This window comes from Nonomuraea sp. NPDC049625 (assembly GCF_040675285.1).
Classification (GTDB): domain Bacteria; phylum Actinomycetota; class Actinomycetes; order Streptosporangiales; family Streptosporangiaceae; genus Nonomuraea; species Nonomuraea angiospora_A.
Map to the genome: position 1 here is coordinate 59,303 of NZ_JBFAOQ010000016.1, position 22,720 is coordinate 82,022.

Genomic DNA, 22,720 nt, shown 5'->3' on the forward strand with positions numbered 1-22,720 from the left:
TGCCTTCTCACAAGGAAATCCCCATGGACGACTTGATCTCGGTCGCCGCACTGACGAAGTCGTACGGCGCGACCCGCGCGCTCGACGGGCTCGACCTGTCCGTACGCGCCGGCGAGGTGCACGGCTTCCTCGGCCCGAACGGCGCGGGAAAGTCCACGACCATCCGCATCCTCCTCGGCCTCATCCGGGCCACCTCCGGCACGGTCAGGCTGCTCGGCGGCGACCCGTGGCGGCAGGCCACCGAGCTGCACCGGCGCCTGGCGTACGTACCGGGCGACGTGACCCTGTGGCCCGCGCTCACCGGAGGCGAGGTGATCGACCTGCTCGGCCGGGCCAGGGGCGGGCTCGACCAGCGGCGCCGCGCCGAGCTGATGGACAGGTTCGAGCTGGACCCGCGCAAGAGGACCCGCGCCTACTCCAAGGGGAACCGCCAGAAGGTGGCGCTGGTCTCCGCCTTCTCCTCCCGGGCCGAGCTGCTGATCCTCGACGAGCCGACCGCGGGGCTCGACCCGCTGATGGAGGCCGCCTTCCGTACCAGCGTGATCGAGGAGCAGCGGGCGGGGCGCACGGTCCTGCTGTCCAGCCACCTCCTGTCCGAGGTCGAGGCCCTGTGCGACCGGGTCACGATCATCCGCGCGGGCCGAGCCGTGGAGTCGGGCACCCTTTCCGGCCTGCGCCACCTCACCCGCTCCTCGATCACCGCCGATCTGGCGGGCTCCCCCGGCCCGTTGGGCGACCTGCCCGGCGTGCACGACGTGCTGGTCGAGAACGGCCGCCTCACGTGCCAGGCCGACTCCGACGCGCTCGACGGGCTGCTCGCCCGGCTGTCCGCGATCGGCGTACGCGGCCTGACCTGCAGCCCGCCGAGCCTGGAGGATCTGTTCCTGCGCCACTACCAGGGGGCCGCGCGATGACCGTGCTCCTCGGGCTGGCCGCCCGCCGCGAACGCCTCCGCTCGGCCGTCTGGATCCTCGTCGTCGTCATGCTCGGCGCGGGCCTGGTCTCCTACATCAACGGCTACTTCACCACCCAGGAGGCGCTGCGCACGTACGCGCGGGTGATCTCCGGCAACCCGATCCTCCTCGGCCTCGGCGGCCCCGTCGCCGAACCCTCGGTCGGCGCGATGGCGGCCTGGCGCAGCGGCGGCCTGCTCTTCCTGCTCACCGCCTGGATGGCCCTGACCATCGTGATCAGGCACACCAGGGCGGAGGAGGAGTCCGGGCGGCAGGAGCTGATGCTGTCCGGCGTGATCGGCAGGGCCGCGCCGCTCACCGCGGCCCTCGTCACCGCGGCCGTCGCCGCGCTGGTCGCCGGGGCGCTCACCGCGGGCGTCCTCGTCGCGATCGGCATGGAGGCGGCCGGGTCGCTCGCGTACGGGGCCGCGATCACGGCGGCGGGGTGGGTCTTCGCCGCGATCGGCGCGGTGGCCTCCCAGCTCGCGCAGACCGCGCGCACCGCCACCACGCTCGGGCTGCTCGCGCTCGGCGTCTCCTACGTGCTGCGCTACCTCGGTGACGCCTCGGGCGCGACCTGGCTGACGTGGAGCTCGCCGCTCGGCTGGAGCCACCTGGTGCGGGCCTACGCGGCCGACCGGTGGTGGCCGCTGCTCGTGTCGCTGGTGGCGACGGGGGTCCTGCTGGCGCTCGCGTACGCGCTGTCCGCCCGTCGCGACCTGGACGCCGGCCTGCTCCCCGTACGTCCTGGGCCGGCCGCGGGACCGTACCTGAAGGGGCCGTTCAGCCTGGCCTGGCGCCTCCAGCGCGGCCTGCTGGCCAAGTGGGCCGCCGGCGTGACGGCCGCCGCCGCGCTCTTCGCCGGTCTCAGCGGCGTCGCGCCCCGCCTCGCGGACCAGCCCGGACGGGTCCTCGACGCCTTCCTGCACCGGTACGGGGGTCCGTCGGGGGATCCGGTGGACGCGTACCTGTGGATCATCGTGCTCCTGCTGGCGTACACGGTCGCGCTCTACCCGGTGCTCGCCACGCTCCGGCTGCACGACGAGGAGTCCTCCGGCCATGCCGAGGCCCTGCTGTCCACCGCGGTGAGCCGGCTGCGCTGGGCGGCGGCGCACCTGGCCGTGGCCGCGCTCGGCACCCTGGCGCTGCTGGCCCTCGGGGGGTTCGTCACGGGGCTGATCTATTCGCTGGTCATGGGGGATCCGGCGGTGGGCCGGGTCCTGGCTGCAGCGCTGGAACACGTACCGGCCGCCTGGCTCGTCGGAGCGTTCGCCGCCTTCGCCGTGGGGGTGCTGCCGCGGGTGTCGGTCGCGTTCTCGTGGACGGTCTGGGGCGCGGTCACCGTGGTGGGCGACCTGGTCGGACCGCTGATCGGGCTGTGGGGCTGGAGCCGCGTGGAGCCGTTCCACTACACGCCCAACACGGTGTCGGGCGAGCCGTTCACCGCGGCTCCGGCGGCGGTGATCCTCGCGCTGACCGCGCTGCTCGTCTCCACCGCCCTGATCCGCCTCCGCGACCGCGACCTGGGCTGAGCTGCTTGATGTCCGATTTCCACTAGTGGGCGCGGCGGCGGAACCGGAAGAGTGGTCCGCGTGCTCACCGACGAAGACGCGTATTCCGTGCTCAGAAGCCGCGACGGCCGATTCGACGGCCGGTTCTTCGTCGCCGTCGTGACCACCCGCGTCTTCTGCCGCCCGAGCTGTCCGGCCGCCCTTCCCAAGCGCGAGAACGTCCGCTTCTACCCCTCCTCCGCGGCCGCCCTGGAGGCGGGCTTCCGCGCCTGCAAGCGCTGCCGCCCGGACACCGTCCCCGGCTCCCCCGAGTGGAACGTCCGGGCGGACGTGGTGGGCCGCGCCATGCGGCTCATCGCCGACGGCCTCGTGGACCGCGAAGGCGTCGCCGGCCTGGCGTCCCGGCTCGGCTACAGCGAGCGCCAGCTGCACCGCCAGCTCACCGCCGACCTGGGCGCGGGCCCGCAGGCCCTGGCCCGGGCCCAGCGCGCGGCCACCGCCAGAACGCTCCTGGAGACCACGGACCTGCCCGCGAGCGAGATAGCGTTCACCGCCGGCTTCTCCTCGATCCGCCAGTTCAACGACACCGTACGCAAGGTCTACGGCACGACCCCCACCGCCCTGCGGGGCACTCCCTCCGCCCGCCTCCCACCAGGCGCGATACGGCTACGCCTCACCTACCGCCCGCCCCTGGACCTGCCGGCCCTGTTCTCCTACCTCGCCACCCGCGCGATCCCCGGCCTGGAGGACGTCACCGCCCGCTGCTACCGCCGCTCGCTGACCCTCCCGCACGGCCTCGGCCTCGTCACGCTCCGCCCCGCGCGCACGTACGTCTCCTGCGAGCTCCACCTGGAGGACCTGAAGGATCTGGCGGCAGCGGTACGGCGCTGCCGCCACCTCCTGGACCTGGACGCCGACCCTCGCGACATCTCCGACCACCTGACCCGCGACCCGCGCCTCGCCGCCGTGGTGGCGCGGACTCCCGGCAGGCGCGTGCCCGGCCAGGTGGACGCGGCCGAGATGGCGATCCGCGCGATCCTGAACGAGGAGACCCCCACCGGCCGATCCCGGCTCGCCCGCCTGGTCCGCACCTACGGCACCCGACTCCCCCATCCAGCGGCCGGCGTCACTCATGCCTTCCCCCGCATGGAGGCCCTGGCGAGCTCCGACGCGCCCGCCCCGGTCACCGCCCTGGCCCGCGCGTTGACCGCCGGGACCCTCCACCTCGGTCCCGAAGCCGATCGCGACCAGGCCGAACGCGAGCTCCTGGCCCTGCCGGGCATGGACGTGGAGGCCGTGGCACGGATCCGCATGCGAGCCTTCGGCGACCCCGACGTCTTCCTCCCCTCCGACCCGGCCGTGCAGGAGGGACTGCACCGCCTCGGGCTGGCGGCCGGGGACGCGCACCGCTGGCGGCCCTGGCGCTCGTACGCGATGCAGCACCTGAGCGCGCCACGCACCCACACCCCCTGAGGAACCTTCGTGTCGACCTATTTGTCCCTCCTCAAGAACAGGCGTGACTTCCGCAGCCTCTGGCTCGGCGCGTCCGTCTCGGTGGTGGGCGACAGCATGACGTTCGTGGCCCTGTCCTGGCTCGTCCTGGCCCAGCCCGGCGGAACGGCGAAGCTGGGCTTCCTGGCCGTCTGTTACACCGCCCCCGTCGTGGTCGGCGGCCTGGTCGCGGGGCCGTTGCTCGATCGGTTCGACAAGCGGGCAGCGCTGATCGCCGACAGCGTGCTGCGCGGTGTCGCCGTCGGATCCATCCCCTTCGCGGCGGCGGTCGCGACCGTGCCGGCCTGGCTCCCCTTCCTCGTCGCCGCCCTCTACGGCCTGCTGAAGATGGTCCCCATGGCGGCGGTCCCGGCCGCCATCCCCGACCTGGTCGCCCCGCGAGAACGCGACGCCGCCAACGCGCTCGAATCCGTGAGCTACTCCCTCTCCGGCATCATCGGCTTCACCCTGGCCGCCCCGCTCCTGAGCACCCTCGGCCCGGCGAACCTCCTGGCCCTGGACGCCGCCACCTACGCCTGCTTCGCCCTGGCCGTGGCCCTGATCCGCCGCCCCCTGCGCCCGCACGCGAAGCCGGCACCCCAGGCCGAACGCGTGACGGTCTTCCGCGACAGGGTCCTCGTCGGCACCACGCTCGCCTTCATGGCCTTCAACATCGCCGAAGGCGCGATGACCATGGTGGTCGCCCCGTGGCTGGCCAAGGAGCAGCTTCCGGGCGACGGCGCCGCCCTCTCGCTCCTCATGGCCGCCCTGTCGGCCGGTGAGCTCGTGGGCGGGTTCGTGGCCGGGGCCTGGCGTCCGCGGATCGACAGGCTGGTCGCGATCGCCGTGGTGGAGCTGGTGGCGGCGGCAGGGTTCCTGGCGACGCTGGGGTCGCCCGACTGGATCCCGGTGGCCGCGGGCTTCCTGGTCATCGGCATGTTCAGCGCCCCCATGACCGTCTGGGCGCAGTCGCTGCGCATGAAGCGCATCCCGCCGTCCCAGCGCGGCCGGGTCTTCAGTGTCTTCCGCACGATGATGCAGGCGACCCCGCCCGTCGGGGCCGCCGTGGTCACCCCGCTGCTGGTGGCGGGCAACCTGGCGGGGGCGGTGATCCTTATGAGCGCTCTGGCGGCCCTTCCCGCCTTCGCCCTGCTGTTCGTACGCGAGGGCCGCCGGTTGTGGATAACCGGCTCCTCCTGTGGATAACCAGGCCCGTACAGGCCCTCACCAGGGGCGGCGGAAGCACCTGCCCCGAACGCTCCGGAAGGGCCGGAATGCTGGAGAATCAGGGCTTGGCGCCGCCATACCACAGCCCGCGACCGCCTCCGCCCGGCTGTCCACCGGCCTGGGCACACACCTGTGGATGAACTCCCTCAGCCGAGCCGGTTCGCGATGCTCCTGGCCACCTCGGCGGGCGGCTGCTCGGTCGTGTCGACGACCTGGCTTTCGCGGCTGAGCCAGGGGAAGGCGTCCGCGTACGCCGGCAGGTGCTCCAGCCGCCATTTCCGGGCCGACACGTCGTCGGCGGCCTCGATCCGGCGGGTCAGGGTCTCCTGGTCGGTGTGGAGCACGAAGTGGTGCACGGGGATACCGGCCTCCCGCAGGCCGGCGCTGATCTCCCGCCAGTACTCCTCGACCAGGACGGTCTGCGGCATCACGAGCGCCCCGCCCACGTAGTCGAGCAGCCGCGCCGCGGTCTCCACGACGAGGCCCCGCCACGGCGTCCAGTGCTGGAAGTCACCGACGCGCGGGAGGTCGGAGACGGTCCGCAGCATGAAGCCGACCTGCTCGGGATCGAAACAGCGAGCACCGGGGACGAGCGGGACGAGCTCCCTCGCGGTGCTCGTCTTACCCGCGCCGAACGTCCCGTTCAGCCATACGATCATGGATCACCAGGTCCAGTAGGAACGTGCCTCCGACTTCCAGTCCTTCGGGAAATACTGCTGGATCTTGAACGCCATGCCAAGGCCGCGGGCGATGTACTGGTCGCGGTCCAGCTTCCTGGTGATCGGCTTGCCCGGGGCGTCCTTGTTGTCCCACCAGGATTCCCACTGCTTGATGCAGGTCTTCCCGCTCAGGTACTGGTTCGAGCAGGGTGCGGGCGGCGACCAGATCTGGGTGTGACCGAAGTCGATGACCTTCCCCGACGACTTCTCGGTGATGGTCCCCCACGCCTTGAGGCAGTACCCCTGCGAGGGAATGTCCCACTTCACGTAGTGCTGCGGGCCCGACGTGGCGAACGTACGCAGGTCGCCGCACTTGGCGTCGCCGATCTGCTCCTTGGTCACCCTGACGGTGTAGTACGTGCCGTTCCCCCGCCACCCGTCCAGCGTCAGCCAGCCGCCGTCGCGCACGAACTTCTCCGCGTAGTCCGGCGGCCACTTCTTCGGGTCGCCCCAGCTGATCTCCGAGGTCGTGGAAGACAGGGGCTTCCAGGTCCACTGCCCGGCCGCCTGCCCGTCGGACCAGTACTGTCCGGCGCTGCGGTCGGCGAACCGGGAGTACTGCCCGTAGTCCTCCCCGGCCCGAGCCGGGCCGGCCACCCCCGCGAGCACCGTGATCATCGCCGCGCCGGCGGCCAGCCACGGCCGCGTTCCCATCTCCTGGATCTTCACCGGCAGCACGGTACAGAGCCCCGCAGCGCGCGACGGCTCACATCAAGAAACTTCGAAACGCCCCTCCGAGGCCGGGCGCAGGAGGAACGCGGTGCTCTCGTGCTCGGGAACCTCCACCTCGAGCCCGGTGCCGGCCAGCGCCTGCGCGATCAGGTCGCGATCGCCGGTCCACTGCAGGACGAGCTCGTCCACCAGATCGCCGTACGCGTCGAAGCTCGCCGTGTGCGACTGCGTCGTCCAGAAGACGGCCCTGGGCGGCTGCCCGGCAGCGGAGGCCGCCTCGTGGACCTGCTGCCAGGCGCCGGAGGCGGTCGGCCAGAGGTCGGGCTCGGCGAGGTAGCCGTGCGCGGCCAGCCGGTCGAAGGCCGCCGAGATCCGGCACAGGTCGGACGACCGGTCGGCGGCCAGGCAGGTCACGACCCCTTCCTCCGGCTTGTTCAGGCCGTGGACCGAGGCGATGAGCGAGTCCATCAGGGCGTCGCTGTGCTTGGCCAGCTCGTCGTCGTCCATCTCCAGCAGCGCGTCGTAGTCGTCTTCCTGACCCGCCTGCCCGGGAACGGAGACCACGAGCCCCTCACGGGCGAACGCCGCCTGGATGTTGGAGGGCAGCCCGCCCCGCCACGCGAGCGGCACGTCGTCGGCCAGCGTCCCGTCCGGGGTGAAGTGGTCGGCGCACGGGCTCAGCAGGCCGCTGGTCGCGGTGTCGGACGCGAAGCGCTCGGCGTCGACGATCTGCCAGCCCTCATGCTCCAACCGGCTGAGCGCCCGGTCGAAGCCCTCGCGCTGCGTGCCGCGCGGCGCGACGGCCTCCTCGAACTCGATCAGCTTGGACACGGTGTCGGAGACCTCGGCGCGGCGCTGTTCGAGGAACGCGCGGGTCTCGGAGATGAGGTTCCGGCTCATCAGGGTGTCCATCACCATCGACCACCAGGCCTCGGCCTCGCCGAAGGCGTCCGGGTCCAGCTCCTTGAGGGAGAGCCACAGCTTCTCCGTGTAGTCCTTGCCGGCCTCCGGGGGCTCGCCGTTCAACGCCTGCTGGCGCAGCCTGAGCCGGTAGAGGAACTCGACGAAGTTCGCGAGAGAGCTGTTGATCTTCTCGGCCTGCGGCGTCTCGTCCATCGAGAGCAGGCCGACGACGCCGCTGCGGATGTCGAGGAAGTAGCGCATGCCCGTGTCCCCCGACGTGCCGCCGAGCGTGAGGACGTTGAGGTCCCCGCCCGGCGTCCTGAACACGACGAGGGAGCCCACCCGCGGTTCGTCCGCGATGAAGGTGGTGAACGCCTGGTCCGCGCGCACCGGCAGCCCGACCTCGGACAGGATCCGGACGTCCTCCTCCGAGAGCCCCTTCTCGCGGCACTGCTCGACGTCCATCAGCAGCAGGCCCTCGTCACCGAAAGCCTCGACCATCTCTTCGTGCGTGACCACGATTCAACACCCCGACGTCAGACCTTTGAGATCAAGTTCCCCCAAGGGTAGGGGATCTTTACGGATCAGACGGTACGTTCCCAGCGGACCTCCCCCTCGTGCCACCGGTCGGTGGGACGCAGGCCGGCCGCCGTGGCGACGGCGGCCGAGGCGGCGTGATCGGGGTGGATGTGCGCCACGATCGTGTCGATCCCATCCCGTACGAGCTGGTCGACCAGGGCCCGGGCGGACGCGGTGGCCAGGCCGCGGCCCTGCCATGGTGTGCCGATCACCCAGGCGATCTCGGCGGTCCGGCCGTCGATCGTGGCCTGCACGTACCCGACCAGCCGCTCTTCCTTCCGCGACCGGATCACCCAGTTGCGCCAGCCGGGCGGCCCGGCGACCAGCCGCTCGTAGCGGGCGCGCAACTCCGGCGCGGTGAGCGGGGCGCCGCCGGTGAACGTGTGCAGGTCCGGGTCCGACAGCACGACGGCCATCTCGTCGGCGTGCTCCGGGCGCAACGGGATCAGGACGAGCAGGGGCGCCTCGATGGGACTGGTCACCGGCTCATTCTGCCCCTTCGGTGCGGTTACGCAGCCGGGGCAGGGCCTGGACCAGGGCGGCGACCGCCACGTCCAGCGCGATGAGGAGGAGCAGGCCCATGGCGAAGGCATGCGGGTAGCCGCCCAGAGCGCCGTAGAAGACCACGCCGACCACGGCCACGCCGATCGCGCCGCCCGCCTGCTGCGCGGTGCTCAGCACGCCGGAGGCGGCGGCCGCGTGCCTGGGGTCCACGCCGTTCAGGACGAGTGCGGGCAGCGGGGCCATGACCAGCCCCATTCCGGCGCCGGCGACCACGAGGCCTGGGATGATCCAGGCGATGGGACCGTGCTCGCCCAGGGCGGTGGCGGTCAGGGCGAGGAGGCCGTACCCGAGGGCCATGGTCAGCGCCCCGAGCGCGACGACCTGGCGGCCGAGCCTGGCCGCGAGCCGGACGGCCCGCGTCGAGGACGCGAAGTAGCCGAGGCCCAGCGGAAGGAAGATGAGCCCCGATCCCAGCGCGTCCAGTTCGCGGCCCTGCTGGAGGTAGAGCGCCAGGATCAGGAAGAACGAGCCCATCGTCATCGAGTGCAGCAGGCTGACCACGGTGCCCGCGGAGAACGAGCGGTGCCGGAACAGCCCGGGGTCCACCAGCGGGGCGGCGGCCCGCCGCTGGTGCAGCACGAACGAGGCCAGCAGGGCGACCGCCGCCGCCAGGCACAGCCAGGTCCACGCGGGCCAGCCCTGCTCGCGGCCCTGGACGAGGGGGTAGACGATGGCGACCAGGCCGAGCGAGACGAGCGCCGTACCGGCCAGGTCCAGCTTCGGGCCGCCCGGAAGGCGGGATTCGGGCACCAGGCGCGGGACCAGGGCGATGGCGAGCGCGCCAACCGGCACGTTGATCAGGAAGATGGTGCGCCAGCCCAGCCCGGCCAGGTCCGCGTTGATCAGCACGCCGCCGATGAGCTGCCCGAACACGCCGCCGAAGCCCATCGTGACGCCGTAGGCGTTGAACGCCTTGGCCCGGTGCTCACCGATGAAGGTGGTGTTGATGATGGCCAGGACCTGCGGCATCAGCAGCGCCGCGCCGAGGCCCTGGCCGATCCTGGCGCCGATCAGGATCCCGGCCGTGGGCGCCGCCCCGCAGAGCGCCGACGCCACCGTGAAGACGGCCAGGCCGACGGCGAACATCCGGCGCCGCCCGTACAGGTCCCCCAGCCGGCCGGCGGTGATCAGCCCGGCGGCCAGCGCGACGCCGAACCCCGCCACCACGAACTGGATCTGCGAAGGCGTGGCGTGCAGGTCCCGCTGGATGGCGGGGATCGCCACGTTGACGATGAAGAAGTCGAGGGTGGTGATGAAGAGGCCGGACAGGAGGACCAGCAAAGTCCCCTGGCCGGGGTCCGCCGTCCGGGGGACGGCGGACTCGGGTGCCTTGACGGCGGTCATGTCGCTCTCCTGGTGTGGTGGCCGCTTGCGAGATAGACAATGCCGTCGGCACCTGTACCGTGGCGATTACGTGGGAGGTCATGGAAAAGGCGAAACGCCCGCCGATCAGCGGACTCTTTCGCCGTACACGTGCTCGACCCTCATCGTCATGAGCACCCTGCGGTCGGACACCATCACCGACCGGTACTCCTCCCAGTCCGGATGCTCCCCCGCGGCGCGGCGGTAGTAGTCCACCAGCGCCTCGACCTCGGGACCGTGGGGGTCGGAGCCCGGCCCCGTGAGCGTCACCGTGCCCTCGGCGGTGGCCCATGACCAGCCGTCAGGGCTGGTGACCTCCAGCGCGGCCCGCGGATCCCGGCGCAGGTTCGCCGTCTTGGCCCGCCCCTCGGTCATCGAGACGTAGACGATCTCGGCCCTCCGGTCGTAGAAGGGCATGACCGGGGAGAGCTGCGGGCGGCCGTCCGACTTGATCGTCGCGAGGACGCCCAGCCGGCTTTCCGCGAGCAGCGTGCGCGGGTCGAACGGTGTGGCGGTCATGACGGCTTGCGGAACTGCTCGACCATCGCCGCGTAGCCGTCGCCGCCGCGCCCGTCGGCCACGGCCTGGTCGGTCAGGGCCTTGATGAACCTCGGAAGCTCGGCACTGACACCGAGGGACTCGCTTTCGTGGATGAGGTGGTCCATCGCGGCCAGGTGGGTGTCGATGGTGGAGTCCAGGGCCGGGTACGCGCCGGTGTCGACCTGCTCCGCGTAGTCCGCCAGCCAGCCGTTCACGATCTCGATCCCCTTGCCGGCGAGCGGGGCGTACGCTCCGGCTCGCACCCCCGCCGCGCCGAGCAGGGCGGCGCCCTGCAGGAACCCGTTCAGGATGTTCCACATCAGGCTCAGCACGGCCATCTCGTGCAGCGCCGACAGGGTGTGGTCGTCGCCGAGGTACGTCGTTCCCGAACCGAGGCTCCTCAGGGCGGGTTCGTACTGCTCGAAGGCCGACCGCGGCCCGCTGTAGGTGATGACGGCGTCCGCCCCGATCTCCGCGGGGACGGCCATGATCGCGCCGTCGAGGTAGGCGCCGCCCTGCCGCGCCGCCCACTCGGCGGTCTCACGGGCGCCCTGTGACGTGCCCGAACCCAGGTTGACCAGGACCCGGCCGTCGAGAACGGCGCCCAGCGGGTCGAGCAGCCCGTGCACGGCGTCGTAGTCCGTGACGCAGACGACCACGAGCGGCGCGGCCGCGACGGCCTCGCCGACCGAGCCGGCGAGCTTCGCGCCCTGGGCCACCAGCTGGTCGGCCTTGGCCGCCGTACGGTTCCACACGGTCGTAGGGTGCCCCGCGCGCAGGAACGCTCCGGCCAGCGCCTGGCCCATCAGCCCGAGGCCGATGACCGTCACGGGAGTGTGGTTGGCGTTGTTGGTGCTCATGGCAGAATCCTTAACGTTCATACCGATATGAAGGTCAAGGGGGGAACGAGCGTGCTGATCGGGGAGTTGAGCCGGCAGACCGGAGTCCACACGCATCAGCTGCGTTACTACGAGGCCCAGGGCCTGCTCGAACCCGAGCGCGGCACCAACGGCTACCGCGAGTACGGCGACGACGCCGTCCTGACCGTGACCCAGATCCGCAGGCTGCTCGAAGCCGGGCTGTCGACCCAGGAGATCGCGTACCTGCTCCCCTGCGCCACCGGCGCGGCCCCCGACCTGGAGCCCTGCCCCGAGCTCCTGGACACGCTGCGGGCCCGCCTGCACGGCCTGGACGAGCACATCGACACGCTCGCCCGCTCCCGCCAGTCCCTCCGCGACTACATCGACGTCACGGAGCGACGCGTGGTGGAGAGCGGGTCACATGCTTGAGTCCTTAGAGACGGTCACGCACGACATGGCGCTGATCGCTCTCACGACGTGTGCTTTTCCGTTCTTGCTCGGCATCTTCACACTGATCAACCGAGGGCTCCCGCGCTGGGTTCCGGCAGGTAAATGGGCTTATTGGAAGCCGTTCTCCTGGGCGCAGATCTTCCTGTCCGCCTCGCTGACGACGATGCTGCTTCCCCTGGTTCTGGACGTCGATCCGCTGTTGAGACTCGTCTTGATGGTTCCAACCGTCTGCTTCCTCGTCGCCTCAACGGTTTTCTACGTCATGGCTTTCCGGTCGCGCGACCCCAAGTAGCCGGTTTGCGTTCGAGCGCGCTCGAAGTCGTAGCGTCGCCGGCATGACGACAAAGACCTGGATCATCACCGGCGCGTCCCGGGGGTTCGGACGCGCGCTGGCGGAGGCGGCGCTCGCGGCGGGCGACCGCGTGGTGGCGGCGGTGCGCCGGCCCGAGAGCGTGGCCGACCTGGCGGACGCCTACCCCGACAGCTGCCTGATCGCGGAGTTCGACGTCCGGGACGCCACCGCCGCCGGGGAGCTCGTGCGTGCCGCCCTTGTCCGTTTCGGACAGCTCGACGTGCTGGTCAACAACGCGGGCCGGGCCGTGGTGGGCGCGGTCGAGGAGGTCGGCGACGCGCAGCTGCGTGAGCTGATGGATCTGCACCTGTTCGGCCCTGCCGCGCTGGTGCGGGCGGCGCTGCCCGCGATGCGCGCGCGGGGCACCGGGACGATCGTGCAGATGAGCAGCCAGGGCGGGCGGATGTCGTTCCCGGGAGTGTCGGCGTACTCCGCGTCGAAGTTCGCCCTCGAAGGCTGGTCCGAGGCGCTGGCCGGGGAGGTCGCGCCGTTCGGGATCCGCGTGATGATCGTCGAGCCGAGCCGGTTCCGGACCGACTTCCACGCGGGTGAGACGCTGGAGTTCGTGGAGGCGTCGCAGACCTACCGTGAGCTGCTGGCCGCCGTCCGCTCGGACATGGCCGGCGCCGACGGCCGCCAGGAGGGCGACCCGGTGCGGGCGGCCGAGATCATCGTGTCCCTCGCGCACGGCGAGCAGGTGCCGCTGCGGCTGCCGCTCGGGCGCGAGGCCGTCGAGCGGATCTCGGGGACGTACCGGCGTGGCCTGGAGGAGGTCGAGCGGTGGGCCGAGACCGCCCGCAGCGCCGACTTCCCGGACGTCCCGGCATCGGTCCGGCCGATTTAGGCTGGTGGTCATGGCCACCGACGATCTGATGACCAGGGCGCTCGACACGCTCGGCGATGACGGCCCGATGTCGGTCGAGGCGATCCACTCCCTCACCGAGGTGTCCGAGGTGCCCGGGCCGATGACGATCGCTGAGGTCTCCGGCCTGCTCGGGATCTCGCCCCACACGTTGCGTTACTACGAGCGGGCCGGGCTGGTCGAGGTGGCCCGCGACGGCAACGGCCATCGCGTCTACGACGGCGCCGCGGTGCGGCGGCTGGTGTTCCTGACCCGGATGCGGCTGTCCGGCATGGCGATGCGCGACCTGCAGGACTACATCTCGCTCGTCGACGCCGGGGAGCACACGGTGCCCGAGCGGCTCGACCTGCTGATCGAGCATCGCGACACCATCCGCCGCCGGATCCGTGAGCTGACCCTTTCCCTTACGGCCGTCGAGTACAAGATCGCCACGTACGGCGGCGAGACCGGGCCGGAGGTGCAGACCCCTGCCGTCGACCGGACGGCGCAACGGGCACTACGGGCATAGGCATGAGGTGGCTTCGGCGGTGACGAAGTCGACATAGCCGGCGGGAGGCCTCATCCCGCGCGACACCATCCAGTGGATGCGACCGGCTCCGGTCAGTGCGAGCGTCACCCGGTAGCCCAGCTCGACGTCGGCGGTGTCGAAGCGGCCGGCCAGTCCGTCGAGGTAGTCGGTGAGATGGCGTCCGAGGGTGGTCAGCGCCAGTGACGCGAGATCGGCGCCCACCGGGCCCACCCCGAACGTCGCCCAGTCCAGCGCCACCGTGTCGGAGCCGTCGGCGGCGGCGACGAGGTTGCCGTGGGAGAAGTCGCCGTGCACGAGCACGCGAGGCACCCGGTCGAGCCGCTCCAGCAGGTCGTGGCGCTCTTGCCACAACGCCGGGATGTGTGCGGGCACGTCCATGCCGGTCCAGCTCAGGTCGCTGACGGCGATCCGCTGGGCGAGCTGGTGGCCGGACAGCCACGGCACGTCGGGGACGGCGACGTCGGCCTGCCAGCGGCCGCGCCGGTGAGCGGCCACGTGCGGGGCTTCCGGGGTGGCGCCGGCGTCGGCGAGATAGACGGTGTCGCCGATGACGCCGTAGCAGCGGGGCGCGGCCAGGCCCGGTCCCTTCGGCAGCAGCCCGCTGGCATAGGCGAGAGGTTCCCGCCGCCAGTTGGCCCAGTGCCGGGGATCGGCGGCGCCGGCGGCGTGTCGTCCGGTGGTCAGCGGCCGGCAGGATTTGCGGATCACGGTGAAGGAGACCTGGTCGCGGCCGAGGCGTGCCTGGCCGGACAGCCTGGTCACGGCACCGGTGGCGGCCCCTGAGCTGCCGGTGACCGGCTCGCTCCGGCACGACACGAGCGAGCCTCCCGGGTGGCCCAGCACCGCGTCCAGCACTGCCGGGGGAAGCAGATCCGTCACTCGCGGCACGGTAGGCCATCACTCCGCTCGCCTTGCCTCTCATTTTCCGCATGACACCCGCTATTGCCCGGGGTCGGGCAGGCGGAGGTGGAAGGCGGTGCGGCCGGGGCGGCTTTCGACGCCGATCGTGCCGCCGTGCGCGGCGACCACCGCCTTGACGATCGCCAGGCCGAGCCCCGTGCCGCCGGAAGCGCGCGATCGCCCCTTGTCCACGCGGGAGAAGCGCTCGAAGATCTCCTCCTGCATGTCCGCCGGGATGCCGGGCCCGCCGTCCGCGACCGTCAGCTCCGCCGCGCCCGGCGCCTGTCGTACCGTCAGCGTGATCGCCGTGCCTTCGGGGGTGTGCGTACCGGCGTTGGTCAGCAGGTTCGTGATCACCTGGCGCAGCCGCGACGGGTCGCCCTGGACGGTGACCGGCTCCTCGGGCAGTTCGAGCCGCCAGCGGTGGGCGGGCGCGGCGACCCTGGCGTCACCGACGGACTCGATGGCCAGCTTGGTGAGATCCACCTCGTCCCGCGCCAGCGGCCGGCCCGCGTCCAGCCGGGCGAGCAGCAGCAGGTCGGCGACCAGTTCGCTCATCCGGCCGGACTCGGCGTCGATGCGGTCGAGCGCGTGCCGCACCCCCTCGGGCATCGGCTCGGCGCCGCGAAGGGCCAGCTCGGTGTGGCCGCGGATCGCGGCGAGCGGGGTGCGCAACTCGTGGCTGGCGTCGGCGGCGAACGCGCGCAGCCTCTGCTCGACGGCGTACCGGCGGGCCAGCGCCGCCTCCACGTGCCCCAGCATGCTGTTGAACGCGGCCCCCACCTGCCCGGCCTCGGTACGCGGATCGGTGTCGGGCACCCGTTCGGTCAGTGCCACCTCGCCGCTGGCCAGCGGCAGCCGGGTGACCCGCCGGGCGGTGGCGGCCACGCGTTCCAGGGGGCGCAGCGCGAGCCTGACCCACACCGCGCCGGCGACGCCGGTGACGGCCAGCGCGGCGCCGAACATGACGACCTCGAACGCCTGCATGCGCCTCAAGGTCTCCTCGGCCTCGTGCAGCGGCAGGCCGGTGATGAGCACGTCGCCGTCGCGGCCCGGTACGGCGACGACCCGGTACTCGTGCAGGCGCGACAGGGACACGGTCCTGGGCACGCCGTCGGCCGGCAACGCGGCCAGGACGGCCTGGTCACCGCCGGTGAGCCCCGCCCGGTCGTCGTCGTCCAGGGTCACCACCGCCCCCTGAGTGATCACGCCGCCGGCGACGCGCACTCCCAAGGTGCCCGGGGCCTGGCTGCGCGTGTCGCCCCCGCCTCGGCCGCCGTCGTGCTCCAGGCTCGCCGCGTATCTGCCGCCGATCGTGGCGAGCTGCTGGTCGACCCGTCCCATCAGGAAGCGGTCCATCGCGAACGACGTCGCGACGCCGACGGCCGCGCAGGCCAGCGCCAGCAGCGCCAGGACCCCCGCGACGAGCCGGCCCCGCAGCGTGCGCGGCAGGAGGCGGCTCATGCGGGCGGCTTGAGCACGTAGCCGACCCCGCGGACGGTGTGGATGAGCGGCTCGCGGCCCGCGTCGATCTTCTTGCGCAGGTAGCTGACGTACAGCTCGACCACGTGGGCCTGCCCGCCGAAGTCGTAGGACCAGACGTGGTCGAGGATCTGGGTCTTGCTCAGCACCCGGCGCGGGTTGAGCATGAGCAGCCGCAGCAGGTCGAACTCGGTCGGTGTCAGGTCGATCAACGTCCCCGCCCTGGTCACCTCCCTGGCCTCGACGTCCATGACGAGATCGGCCACGACGAGCCGCGTGCCGTTCCCGGCCCGGGCCATCCCCGCGCGGCGCAGCAGCCCGTTCAGCCGGGCCAGCACCTCGTCCAGGCTGAACGGCTTGGTCACGTAGTCGTCGCCGCCGGCGGTGATCCCGGCCACGCGGTCCTCCACCGCGTCCCTGGCGGTGAGGAACAGCACGCACACCTCCGGCAGCCGCTCGCGGATCCGGCGCATGATTTCCAGGCCGTCCAGATCGGGCAGCATCACGTCCAGGACCACCGCGTCCGGCACGAACTCCTCCGCCGCCCGCACCGCGGTCATGCCGTCGCCGGCGGCGCGGACCCGCCACCCCTCCTGGAGCAGCACCGTCTCCAGCACCTCGACGATGTCCGGTTCGTCGTCCACGACCAGCACGCGGATCGGCGCACCGTCAGGACGCAGCAACACCGACACGGTCACCTCCATGTCCATTTCATACCGAAATCTTCTGAAAATCCTCTGAGAGCACCTCCGTCCCGGGCCGTTCAGAAGGAACGCAGAGTTTCACTTGGCACGGTGGGTCCCGTTCCCGAAGAAGCAGGAGAACGGTGTGACCATCACGCACGTACCATCCCGAACCGCCCCGCAGGTCAGGTCCACCGGGTTCGTGGCCCGCCCCGGCCCGGTGCTCGTCCTGATCGGCCTGGGCGCGGTCGCGGTCGTCGCGCTGTGGTGGCGTGACACGTCCGCGGTGGTGAGCGCGGCGGGCTGGCTCACGAACGCCGGGCGAATCACCGGCCTGCTGGCCGGTTACGCGATGGCGATGCTGATCGCGCTGATGGCGCGCGTGCCCGCGCTGGAGCACGGCGTCGGCACCGACCGGCTGACCCGCTGGCACGCCATGGGCGGGCGTTACATCGTCGGCCTGATGACCGCGCACGTGCTGTCGGTCATCTGGGGGTACGCGATCGCCGACGGGCAGCACGTGGCGGACGAGGCCGTCACCATGGTCGTGACCTTCCCCGAGATGTGGGAGGCCACCGCGGCCTGCCTGCTGCTCCTCGGCATCGGCGCGATCTCGGCCCGTGCCGCCCGCCGCCGGATCGGCTACGAGACCTGGTACCTGCTGCACTTCTACACCTACGTCGCCGCCTACCTGGCTTTCGGCCACCAGCTCGCCACCGGTGCGGAGTTCGCCGGTGACCGGGCGGCCCAGGTCGCCTGGTATGTCCTCTACCTCGGCGTGGCCGCGCTCGTCGTCTGGTACCGGCTCCTGGCGCCCGTCCGGCTGTTCCTGCGGCATCGGCTGCGGGTGGCCGCGGTGACCGCCGAAGCCCCCGGCGTGATCTCCGTCCAGGTCACCGGCCGGCGACTGGAACGGCTGCGCGCCGAGCCCGGCCAGTTCTTCCGCTGGCGCTTCTTGGCCAAGGGGCTGTGGTGGTCGGCGAACCCGTACTCGCTGTCGGCCCCGCCCGGCGCCGGCGGGCTGCGGATCACGGTCAAGGCGCTGGGCGACCACAGCGCGACCCTGGCCGGGCTGCGCCCCGGGACGCGGGTCTTCGCCGAGGGACCGTACGGGGCCTTCACCGGCCGGTTGCGCTCCCGCCGGCAGGTGCTGCTGATCGCGGGCGGCGTCGGCATCACCCCGTTGCGTGCCCTGTTCGAGTCGCTTCCCGGCGAGCTGACCCTGCTCTACCGGGCACGCAGGGAGGCCGACCTGGTGTTCAGGCAGGAGCTCGAGGACATCGCCGTCGCCCGGGGCGCGAACCTGCACTATTCGACCGGCCCCCGCGGCCCCGGTGGGCCGTTCGACGCGGCGGTGCTCGCCCGGGTCGTGCCCGGACTGCGCGACCACGACGTGTACGTGTGCGGCCCCGCCGAGATGACCCGGGCCGCAATCCAGGCATTGCGGGCCGCCGGAGTGCCCCGGCGGCACATCCATCACGAATCCTTCGAGTTCTAGGAGTACGACGATAAATGCCCATCCGTAGAGCACTGCTCGCCGTGCTGGCCACTGCCGTGGGCCTGGTGCTGCTGCTGTCGTTCAAGCCGCACGACGTGTCGCAGGCAGCCCAGCCGCCCGCCGCCCTGGCCCAGAAGCAGTCCGGCACCACGCCGGCTCAGGGCACCACGCCGGCTCAGGGCACCACGCCGGCGCAGGACACCACGCCGGCTCAGGGGACCACCGTGACCGGCGATCCGGCCGACACCCGCTGGGGCCCGGTGCAGGTCGCGATCACCGTGTCCGGCGGGAAGATCGCCGACGTCCAGGTGCTGCAGGCGCCCGACGGCAACCGCCGTGACATCGAGATCAACGACGCCGCGCTGCCGATCCTCACCCAGGAGGCGCTGTCGGCGCAGAGCGCGCAGATCGACACGGTGTCCGGCGCCACCTACACCAGCGAGGGCTACGCCCGCTCCCTGCAGAGCGCGATCGACCGGGCGGGGCTGTGACGATCCGGCACGTCGAGCACGTCATGGGGACGGTGTTCTCCTTCGACGTCCGGCACGAGGCGTCCGAGCGGATCACGTCGGCGATCGAGGAGGCGGTGACCTGGCTGCACCACGTGGACGCCCTCTTCTCCACGTACCGGTCCGGCAGCCCGATCAGCCGCCTCGGCCGCGGCGAGATCGCCCCGGAGAGCTGCCCGCCCGAGATCGTCCGCGTGCTGGCCCGCTGCGCCCAGGTCGAGCGCGACACCGGCGGCTATTTCACGCTCATGCCCGGCGACCGGCTCGACCCGTCCGCGCTGGTCAAGGGCTGGGCCATCGAGCACGCCTCGGCGCTGCTGGCGGCGGCGGGCGCGCGGCGGCACAGCGTCAACGGCGGCGGCGACGTCCGCCTCGGCTCATCGCCGGAACCCGACCGGCCGTGGCGGGTGGGCATCGCCGACCCGCTGCGGCCCGGGGCGCTGGCCGCCGTCGTCTCGGGGACCGGCCTGGCGGTCGCCACCTCCGGCACCGCCGAACGCGGGCACCACATCGTGGACCCGCACACCGGCGCCCCCGCCACCGCGCTGGCCTCGCTCACCCTCGTCGGGTACGACCTGACCACCGTGGACGCCTACGCCACCGCCGCGTTCGCGATGGGCTCCGCGGCGCGGGAGTGGGTGGAGGAGCAGGACGAGCTGGAGGCGTTCGCGGTGACCTCGTCGGGAGCGGTCTGGCGTACCAGCGGTTTCCACCGTTATGCGCAGTTGTAGCGGGCGGCGGCTTCGGCCGCCTTGCGGGCGAGGGTCCGGCGGAGCTCGGCCGGGGCGAGGACTTCGGCGTCGGTGCCGAAGGCCAGGAGCACCTCTGCCGCGGGCAGGGAGCGGAAGTGCAGTTCGACGTGCACCCGCTCTGCTCGCTGGTCGGTCGCGGGAGGGGGGCCGGCCAGGTCGGCTTCGTGGATGCGCAGGAATCTGGCCAGGATGTCCCGGTGGACGCTGACCGTGACGGGCAGCGGGGCGGGGATCTCGTCGATGTGGCGGCGCAGGCTGTCCCAGACGTCGGCCAGTTCGAGGCCGTCGCGGCGGCGTACGGGCTCGTCGAGGATGCCGGCTGACAGGGCCCGGTCGGCTCGGAAGAGTGCCGGCTCGCCACGGTGGTCGGCGACCAGGTACCAGACGCCGGCCTTGTTGACCAGGCCGTACGGATCGAGGGTGTAGGAGCGGACGCGGTTGTCGCGGCCGTGCCGGTAGCGCAGGCGCAGCCGCCGGTCGTTGAAGACGGCCTGCTGGAGCACGGCCAGGTCGGCGGCGGGGCCGGTCGCCGAGCGCGCCGGACCGCCGCGCCAGCGCACGGGGTCGATGAGGATGCGGCGGCTGGCCAGGTCGGCGTCGGGCCGGTGCGGGGCGGGCAGGGCGGCCATCAGCTTGCGCAGCGCGGAGCCGAGGGCCTGCCCCAGGCCCAGCTCGGTGTGAGCGTGACCGGACATCAGCACGAACAGGGCGCGGGCCTCGTCGGCGGTCATGCCGGTGACGTTGGTGCGGTAGCCGGGCAGCAGCGCGATGCCGCCGTGGGGGCCGCGCACGGTGTAGACGGGCACGCCGGCCGACGACAGCGCCTCGACGTCGCGCATGACGGTGCGGACCGACACCTCCAGGCGCTCGGCCAGGTCACCGGCCGGCAGCTGCCCGTGGGTCTGCAGCAGCAGCATGATCGACAGCAGGCGCTCGGATCTCACGCCTTCAAAGGTATATGACGCTACCTGACATATATCCCCGTGAAGATGCAGGTAGACGGGCCGCCCACGGGGGCGGCGCGAACGTCCTGAAAGGAACTGTGCTGTGACCGGAACCAACGGGCTCGCCCAGCAGATCGCCGACGACTTCGTCCGCGCGTGGACCAGCAAGAACATCGACAAGGCCCTGAGCCTTCTCGCCGACGACGTCGTGTGCGAGGCCCCGACCGGCACGTTCGAGGGGGTGGAGGGCTACCGCGGGTTCCTCGAGCCGTTCGCGACCTCGCTGATCAGCGCCACCGTCATCGACGTCCTGGGCAACGACACGAACGCGGCGACCGTGTACACCACCGACACCCCGCTGCTGAAGGACTTCCGCGGCATCGACTATTTCACCGTCGAGAACGGCAGGATCACCCGCGTGATCAGCATCTTCGACATGCTCCCGATGCACAAGGCCCGAAACGCCGTCCAGCACTGACCCGGGTCACTTCTGCTCCTGGAGCCAGTCGTCGAACGTCGTCGGCGCGATGCGGGCGTCCTCACCCGGCAGCAGCACGTTGCCGGCCATCTCCTGGCTGAACAAGCCCGACCAGGTCGGCACGAGCTTCACCTCCCGGCCGCGCGCCCGATGCGTACGCCGGGCCATGTCGACGAGGTCCTGCGGCTCGGGCCCCGCGACGTCGACATAGCGTCCCTGCGGCTCGCCCACCGCGATCTCGGCCAGGATGGCGGCCACGTCCGCGGGCGCGATCGGCTGCATGAGCAGCGGCGCGACCGTGGCCACGCCGTCCTGCTCGGTCCAGCCGGCCACCATCTCCGCGAAGTCATGGAACTGCGTGGCCGGTACGACCGTCCACGGCACCGGACCCGCGGCCACCAGGCGTTCCTGCTCCCGCTTGCCGGCGTAGTGCGCATTGCCGTCGATCCGGCCCACCCCGGCGATCGACAGCAGCACATGGTGGCGTACGCCGGCCCGTTCCTCGGCGGCGAGCAGGTTACGGGTGGCCGCCGCGAAGTAGGCCACCGTCTCGGCCCGATCCCCCTCCGGCCCGTTGGTGACGTCGATGACGGCCTCGACCCCGGCGAGGGCGTCGTCGAGCCCGTCACCGGTCAGCAGGTCCAGGCCGAGCGAACGGCTGACGCGCACGACGTCGTGCCCGTCCCGTTCGAGGGCGGCCACGGTCAGGGAACCGATGTTGCCGGTCGCGCCGGCGACGGCGATCCGCATGATGATCACTCCTTGTCCACGATCAACCAGGACCATATCTCGGACTTAACAGGTCCGCAATATCCACGATATCCTGGCGATCGTGAAGCTGCCCGTAAGCACCGAATGGCTGTTGCACTGCGCCACCTCGCTGGCGCAGCTCGAACCGGGGACCACCGCATCGGCCGCCCAGCTGGCGGACTACTACGACCTGCCCGCGCCCTACCTCGCCAAGCAGCTCCAGTCGCTCGTCAAGGCGGGCGTGCTGTCGGCGACGACAGGGCCGCGCGGCGGGTTCCGGCTCGCGCGCGAGCCCGCGGAGATCACGTTGCTGCAGATCGTGGAGGCGGTGGACGGCGCCTCCGCTCCGTACGAATGCCGCGAGATCCGCAGGCAGGGCCGCGGCGCGCTTCCGGCCGAGGATTGCCGGCAGGCCTGCATCCTCGCCGTGAAGATGGCCGAGGCGCATCGGGTGTGGCGCGGCAGCCTGGCCGGGGTCTCGCTCGCCGATGTCCTCGCCGACCTGCCTCCGTCGGCACCGGCCCGCACTCGATCGCTGCTCACCGGGCAGACCCGTCCCCCTGGAGAAGACGCCCTCCGCTGAGAGATCCATCCCATTGCGTCATGGCAGGATCTGTGGGGGACTGCGAAGTTCGGAGGACGTGATGAACGACGAGACGGCCACGTTGCTCTTCGACGTGATCGGCCGGCTGGAGAAGAGCATCCTCGCCCGCGACTGCCCGGCCATCGTCGCGCTCCAGGGTGAACGCCAACTCGTGCTCAGCGACTACGACTACCTTCGCGATCAGCAGTCGGCCACGGACTTCGAGAATCGAGCCGCCACCAGGGCCCAGGAGATCGCCGCGACGCGATGGATCTTCGCGGTCCCCCAGGTGTGGGTGATCACGCCGGACAAGGTCTTCAGCCGGGCCGTCTCCAACCTCCCGCTGCTCGAAGGGGAGCAGGAGGCGATCACCTGGATGAGCTTCGACCAGAGCGACGGCGTGGACTACGGGCGCGTCCCGTACGCACGCCGCCCGAACGGAGAGCCGGTGTTCGACGAGCCGGAGATGTTCACCGTGAGCGTGCGTCCGGCCGAACGCATGCCGGGCTACACGCTCCTTCAGGGACTCTTCCCCGATCATGGCGCCGCCGGGTGATCGACGAAGGA

General features: G+C 71.8%; 26 protein-coding genes. 14 read left to right on the forward strand and 12 right to left on the reverse strand.

All coding sequences use genetic code 11. The annotated features are described in order from the left end of the window. Positions 1-23 precede the first annotated feature (23 nt). The 4 genes from AB0J87_RS48125 to AB0J87_RS48140 are packed head-to-tail and all read left to right on the forward strand — an operon-like array spanning position 24 to position 5,161. Positions 24-914 carry an ABC transporter ATP-binding protein gene (locus tag AB0J87_RS48125; RefSeq protein WP_363978610.1) on the forward strand — a complete coding sequence of 297 codons (891 nt, stop codon included), beginning with the start codon at positions 24-26 and terminating at the stop codon, positions 912-914. Further along, positions 911-2,485 carry a polyketide antibiotic transporter gene (locus AB0J87_RS48130; protein ID WP_363978613.1) on the forward strand — a complete coding sequence of 525 codons (1,575 nt, stop codon included), beginning with the start codon at positions 911-913 and terminating at the stop codon, positions 2,483-2,485. The genes AB0J87_RS48125 and AB0J87_RS48130 overlap by 4 nt, the downstream gene beginning before the upstream one ends. Positions 2,486-2,545: 60 nt before the next feature. After that, on the forward strand, positions 2,546-3,937 hold the full coding sequence (locus tag AB0J87_RS48135) for an AlkA N-terminal domain-containing protein (protein WP_363978616.1): 1,392 nt from the start codon (positions 2,546-2,548) through the stop codon (positions 3,935-3,937). 9 nt (positions 3,938-3,946) lie between these two features. Further along, a complete protein-coding gene (locus AB0J87_RS48140) occupies positions 3,947-5,161 on the forward strand; it encodes an MFS transporter (protein WP_363978619.1) in 1,215 nt (404 codons plus the stop codon). Positions 5,162-5,328: 167 nt separating this feature from the next. Here AB0J87_RS48140 and AB0J87_RS48145 read toward each other — a convergent pair whose 3' ends face one another. The 7 genes from AB0J87_RS48145 to AB0J87_RS48175 form a co-directional block, all read right to left on the reverse strand. Continuing rightward, on the reverse strand, positions 5,329-5,841 hold the full coding sequence (locus tag AB0J87_RS48145) for an AAA family ATPase (protein ID WP_363978622.1): 513 nt from the start codon (positions 5,839-5,841) through the stop codon (positions 5,329-5,331). Positions 5,842-5,844: 3 nt separating this feature from the next. Continuing rightward, positions 5,845-6,570 (reverse strand): hypothetical protein, encoded by a 726-nt coding sequence (locus tag AB0J87_RS48150; protein ID WP_363978625.1) that lies wholly within the window; start codon positions 6,568-6,570, stop codon positions 5,845-5,847. A 42-nt stretch (positions 6,571-6,612) separates the two neighbouring features. Further along, positions 6,613-7,995 carry an SUKH-4 family immunity protein gene (locus AB0J87_RS48155; protein WP_363978628.1) on the reverse strand — a complete coding sequence of 461 codons (1,383 nt, stop codon included), beginning with the start codon at positions 7,993-7,995 and terminating at the stop codon, positions 6,613-6,615. A 65-nt stretch (positions 7,996-8,060) separates the two neighbouring features. Beyond that, a complete protein-coding gene (locus AB0J87_RS48160) occupies positions 8,061-8,537 on the reverse strand; it encodes a GNAT family N-acetyltransferase (RefSeq protein WP_363978631.1) in 477 nt (158 codons plus the stop codon). Positions 8,538-8,541: 4 nt separating this feature from the next. After that, positions 8,542-9,963 carry an MFS transporter gene (locus AB0J87_RS48165; RefSeq protein ID WP_363978634.1) on the reverse strand — a complete coding sequence of 474 codons (1,422 nt, stop codon included), beginning with the start codon at positions 9,961-9,963 and terminating at the stop codon, positions 8,542-8,544. 105 nt (positions 9,964-10,068) lie between these two features. Continuing rightward, positions 10,069-10,500 (reverse strand): PPOX class F420-dependent oxidoreductase, encoded by a 432-nt coding sequence (locus tag AB0J87_RS48170; protein ID WP_363978637.1) that lies wholly within the window; start codon positions 10,498-10,500, stop codon positions 10,069-10,071. Then, on the reverse strand, positions 10,497-11,381 hold the full coding sequence (locus AB0J87_RS48175; protein ID WP_363978640.1) for an NAD(P)-binding domain-containing protein: 885 nt from the start codon (positions 11,379-11,381) through the stop codon (positions 10,497-10,499). Before AB0J87_RS48175 ends, AB0J87_RS48170 begins: the two co-directional genes overlap by 4 nt. A 51-nt stretch (positions 11,382-11,432) precedes the next feature. On the opposite strand from AB0J87_RS48175, the gene AB0J87_RS48180 reads away from it, so the two are divergent. Genes AB0J87_RS48180 through AB0J87_RS48195 form a run of 4 tightly spaced genes read left to right on the forward strand, consistent with a single transcriptional unit; the run spans position 11,433 to position 13,553 of the window. Next, positions 11,433-11,810 carry a MerR family transcriptional regulator gene (locus AB0J87_RS48180; protein ID WP_363979276.1) on the forward strand — a complete coding sequence of 126 codons (378 nt, stop codon included), beginning with the start codon at positions 11,433-11,435 and terminating at the stop codon, positions 11,808-11,810. Further along, the gene (locus AB0J87_RS48185) at positions 11,803-12,123 is read left to right on the forward strand and encodes a hypothetical protein (protein ID WP_363978643.1); all 321 of its coding nucleotides are present in this window, start codon (positions 11,803-11,805) and stop codon (positions 12,121-12,123) included. Before AB0J87_RS48180 ends, AB0J87_RS48185 begins: the two co-directional genes overlap by 8 nt. A 43-nt stretch (positions 12,124-12,166) precedes the next feature. Continuing rightward, positions 12,167-13,027, forward strand: a complete 861-nt coding sequence (locus tag AB0J87_RS48190) for an SDR family NAD(P)-dependent oxidoreductase (protein ID WP_363978646.1) — start codon at positions 12,167-12,169, stop codon at positions 13,025-13,027. Between the two features lie 10 nt (positions 13,028-13,037). Next, positions 13,038-13,553, forward strand: coding sequence for a MerR family transcriptional regulator (locus tag AB0J87_RS48195; RefSeq protein WP_363978649.1), 516 nt, complete (start codon positions 13,038-13,040; stop codon positions 13,551-13,553). Here AB0J87_RS48195 and AB0J87_RS48200 read toward each other — a convergent pair. The 3 genes from AB0J87_RS48200 to AB0J87_RS48210 are packed head-to-tail and all read right to left on the reverse strand — an operon-like array spanning position 13,542 to position 16,660. Further along, on the reverse strand, positions 13,542-14,453 hold the full coding sequence (locus tag AB0J87_RS48200) for a phosphotransferase (RefSeq protein ID WP_363978652.1): 912 nt from the start codon (positions 14,451-14,453) through the stop codon (positions 13,542-13,544). The genes AB0J87_RS48195 and AB0J87_RS48200 overlap by 12 nt on opposite strands. Before the next feature lie 60 nt (positions 14,454-14,513). Further along, on the reverse strand, positions 14,514-15,938 hold the full coding sequence (locus AB0J87_RS48205) for a HAMP domain-containing sensor histidine kinase (protein WP_363978655.1): 1,425 nt from the start codon (positions 15,936-15,938) through the stop codon (positions 14,514-14,516). Further along, positions 15,935-16,660 (reverse strand): response regulator transcription factor, encoded by a 726-nt coding sequence (locus tag AB0J87_RS48210; RefSeq protein ID WP_355212073.1) that lies wholly within the window; start codon positions 16,658-16,660, stop codon positions 15,935-15,937. Before AB0J87_RS48210 ends, AB0J87_RS48205 begins: the two co-directional genes overlap by 4 nt. A gap of 124 nt (positions 16,661-16,784) precedes the next feature. Between AB0J87_RS48210 and AB0J87_RS48215 the strand changes: the two genes are divergently transcribed. From AB0J87_RS48215 to AB0J87_RS48225, 3 genes are read left to right on the forward strand one after another with little or no spacing between them, the layout of a single operon-like run. Further along, positions 16,785-18,137: a ferredoxin reductase family protein gene (locus AB0J87_RS48215; RefSeq protein WP_363978658.1), complete on the forward strand. Its 1,353-nt coding sequence runs from the start codon at positions 16,785-16,787 to the stop codon at positions 18,135-18,137. Positions 18,138-18,151: 14 nt separating this feature from the next. Beyond that, a complete protein-coding gene (locus AB0J87_RS48220; protein ID WP_363978661.1) occupies positions 18,152-18,628 on the forward strand; it encodes an FMN-binding protein in 477 nt (158 codons plus the stop codon). Then, positions 18,625-19,377 carry an FAD:protein FMN transferase gene (locus AB0J87_RS48225; protein ID WP_363978664.1) on the forward strand — a complete coding sequence of 251 codons (753 nt, stop codon included), beginning with the start codon at positions 18,625-18,627 and terminating at the stop codon, positions 19,375-19,377. The genes AB0J87_RS48220 and AB0J87_RS48225 overlap by 4 nt, the downstream gene beginning before the upstream one ends. On the opposite strand, the gene AB0J87_RS48230 is transcribed toward AB0J87_RS48225, so the two are convergent. Continuing rightward, on the reverse strand, positions 19,362-20,342 hold the full coding sequence (locus tag AB0J87_RS48230) for a YafY family protein (RefSeq protein ID WP_363978667.1): 981 nt from the start codon (positions 20,340-20,342) through the stop codon (positions 19,362-19,364). The two genes, AB0J87_RS48225 and AB0J87_RS48230, sit on opposite strands and share 16 nt — an antisense overlap. A 103-nt stretch (positions 20,343-20,445) precedes the next feature. Here AB0J87_RS48230 and AB0J87_RS48235 point away from each other — a divergent pair, with 103 nt between their 5' ends. Beyond that, complete coding sequence (locus tag AB0J87_RS48235) at positions 20,446-20,820, forward strand: nuclear transport factor 2 family protein (RefSeq protein WP_363978670.1); 375 nt, start codon at positions 20,446-20,448, stop codon at positions 20,818-20,820. 6 nt (positions 20,821-20,826) lie between these two features. Here AB0J87_RS48235 and AB0J87_RS48240 read toward each other — a convergent pair whose 3' ends face one another. Then, a complete protein-coding gene (locus AB0J87_RS48240; protein WP_363978673.1) occupies positions 20,827-21,570 on the reverse strand; it encodes an NAD(P)H-binding protein in 744 nt (247 codons plus the stop codon). A gap of 82 nt (positions 21,571-21,652) precedes the next feature. Here AB0J87_RS48240 and AB0J87_RS48245 point away from each other — a divergent pair, with 82 nt between their 5' ends. Next, a complete protein-coding gene (locus AB0J87_RS48245; RefSeq protein WP_363978676.1) occupies positions 21,653-22,153 on the forward strand; it encodes an Rrf2 family transcriptional regulator in 501 nt (166 codons plus the stop codon). Between the two features lie 61 nt (positions 22,154-22,214). Further along, a complete protein-coding gene (locus tag AB0J87_RS48250; protein WP_350724303.1) occupies positions 22,215-22,709 on the forward strand; it encodes a hypothetical protein in 495 nt (164 codons plus the stop codon). The last annotated feature ends 11 nt before the right edge of the window (positions 22,710-22,720 follow it).